This window comes from Candidatus Rokuibacteriota bacterium (assembly GCA_016209385.1).
Lineage (GTDB): Bacteria > Methylomirabilota > Methylomirabilia > Rokubacteriales > CSP1-6 > JACQWB01.
Window position 1 is genome coordinate 1 of the sequence record JACQWB010000064.1, and the last position, 2,604, is coordinate 2,604.

The following is a 2,604-nucleotide window of genomic DNA, read 5'->3' on the forward strand; positions in this document are numbered from 1 at the left end:
CCTCCTGGCGGGAGAACCGGTAGGCGTCGATGTCCAGGGCCTTCACCTTGTGCCCGGCCTTCATGAGGATCGCCCCGATGTAGGCCAACCCCATCGGCAGGATATGGGTCTGGCGGGCATTCGGCGGATAGATGAACAGGAATTCCATGGCCTACCCCCTCTCCGGAGACATCGCCCGGAACGCGTCCCCGGCCATGGCCTCGATGAGGTCCGCCACCCGGACGCTGGAGGCGCCGTCTAGCTTGAACAGGTAGCGGTGGAGATAGTCGTCCCGGCGCTCTGCGAGGCGCTCGGAGAGCCTCAGGTCACTGAAGATCTTGCGGATGACGGGAGCCAGATCCTCGGGCCGGTACACGCCCACGGCGACTCCCGCCTGAACGAAATCCATCCGGTCGGGCCTTGGGGTGAAGTTCATTACGATGAGGGGCTTCCCGAGCAACAGCCCCTCCAGCCCGATCGTCGAGTGGTGCACGATGACCGCGTCACACGCCCGAAGCAGGACCAGCAGGTCACCGAACTGGCTGACGATCACGTTGTCCGCATGGGCCTCCTCTATCAAGTCCTGCAAGCACCGGACGTTCCAGTCCCCCGGGCTCGCCTTGATCACAAGCTGGACGTCAGGGAGTTCCCCCATGGCGTTCAATAGACCTCTGAGATGCGCCGTCCGCTCCTCGTACGAGAAGTAGATGTCGTATGCCTTCACGCCCTTGTTGAACCGGTCAGCCGCGTACAGGGCGATCTTCTTGGACGGGTCGAGCCCGAGGTCCCGGAGCGTCCGCTCGCGGTGGCCATCGGGTGGGAGGAGGAGATACCGGTCGAAGTTGGGCGCTCCTGTGACGACGAGCTTCCGGGGATCGATGCGCCGCTCCGGGTCCACCCCGCACCCGTACTCCAGGTGGATGTCCACACAGCCCTGCCCCCACATCGCTTTGGCCGTCGCGAAGCACGGCTCAAATCCGAGGTAGTGAGGCTGCCGGCTCCCCGAGACCCCATGGCTCAAAACGAGACTCGGCACCCCGACCCGGGCCGCCCCTACGATGCAGGACCGATTGAAATCCCTGGCCTCGTTCCCGGTCACCAGCAGATGGAGTCGCCCGTCACCGGCCAGCCGTTCGACCGCCTCCAGACCTTTGGCGGCCTCGAAGTAGCACCGCGTGAACAGGAACTCGAACCGGGCCGCCGCGATGGGCCAGATGGGGACCCCCTGATACTGGAGTCGCGTATGGACCTCGTCCAGGGTCCGGAAGTGCTCCCACATCCGGCGCGTCTCATCCCGGATTCTCTTCCGGGTGCGACGGCCCAGTACGGCGTCCACCGACGTGAAGCACAGGCCGGGCTCCAGGGCCGCGCGCGTGATCGTGGCGGACTGGGAGAGGATGCCGATTCGGTGGGTCCCCCGACGCTTCAGCTCCTCCACAACCGGCCGATAGATCCGATGGACGCTGAGGTCGGTGGAGGTGAAGTAGACCCACGGCTGACGGCGGCCGGATTCCAGGGACCGCGCGCGCAGGCGCTGCTGGAGGGTCACCCACATCGAGCCCAACCGGGAGGCAAGCTGGCCTGGGACGGGGACCGACAGACGCCACGGTCCGACCGTGAGCCTGATCGACCGGCTCGCAGCCCCGCGGCGCAAGGCCTTGGCCGTCTGCCCATCGTGGAAATCGACCATTACACCCGCCTGTCTGGCCACCCAGGGCAAGACCTCCTCATCGGGGTACTCCTCCTCCTGGATGAGCAGGCCATTGACCGGATCGGTCAAGACAAACGGAGGCTTGCGGAAGGCGACCAGACGGTCGGGACGCTCCTCCGTGATGACGGCTTGCAGAACCTCGATCGAATAGAAGATCGAGGTGAAGTAGTAGTAGAGCATGTGCTCGAAGAGCATGGCGAGCGGGACGCCCTTGTACAGCATCTGCTCCTTGAGGTCCGGCTCCTCGTACCAGCGTCGCGCCAGCCAGTACCCTTGCTCGGTCGCCTCGCGATACCGGGCATCAGTGAGATAGGTGTCGGCCACCCGGTAGTCAATCCCCGCGCGTCGGAGCGCCTGCTCCCCCTCCCATTCGAGGGCAATGACTCGTGCCGAGAGGTTCCCTCGCATCAGGGGGAGAGCCCGCGCGACATCCGACTCCGTGCTCAGGAGGTACACCACCTTCATGCGTGCCCCCCGGCGACGGCGTTCGCCTCACGCGCCCCCCGCCCTTCCCCGAACCTGGCCCAGAGCTCCTGGTACGCCTGCATGAGGGCCGGGCCGTCCCGGTAGTACTCCACGGTGAGATAGACCTCCGGCGCATCCGTCTGGGCCAAGAGCTCCTCGACGAGCTGGAACTCCTCCGGGCCCGGGCACTCATGCGCGTCCCGGGCGAGCCCGTCCGTCATCCCGGCCCGGCTGATCTGGATCTCCCGCAGCCTGGCCAGAGGGAGCGCAAACAGATAGTCCCGGACCGGCATCCGCAGGTTGTAGGCCGAGACGACCGCATGGCCGATATCGACCACCAGGTGGAGGTCGAACTCCTCGGCAAACGCGGTGATGAACTCGGGCTCGCAAACATGCTCGTAGGCGCCCGTCGGGACGTCGTAGAGGTTCTCGATCCCCAGCTCTCCGTC

At 65.8% G+C, this 2,604-nt stretch carries 3 protein-coding genes; all 3 read right to left on the bottom strand.

From position 1 onward, the window contains the following. Nucleotides 1–148, bottom strand: a 148-nt coding sequence (locus tag HY726_04505; protein MBI4608251.1) for a B12-binding domain-containing radical SAM protein, incomplete at its 3' end; no start/stop codon positions are given. Nucleotides 149–151: 3 nt separating this feature from the next. Next, nucleotides 152–2,155: a hypothetical protein gene (locus HY726_04510; protein MBI4608252.1), complete on the bottom strand. Its 2,004-nt coding sequence runs from the start codon at nt 2,153–2,155 to the stop codon at nt 152–154. Next, on the bottom strand, nt 2,152–2,604 hold a 453-nt coding region (locus HY726_04515), incomplete at its 5' end, for a DUF692 family protein (GenBank protein MBI4608253.1). The genes HY726_04510 and HY726_04515, both read right to left, overlap by 4 nt.

Coding starts and splice junctions, on each gene's coding strand:
- HY726_04510 (MBI4608252.1), bottom strand. CDS start 2,155: ATGAAGGTGGTGTACCTCCTGAGCACGGAGTCGGATGTCGCGCGGGCT.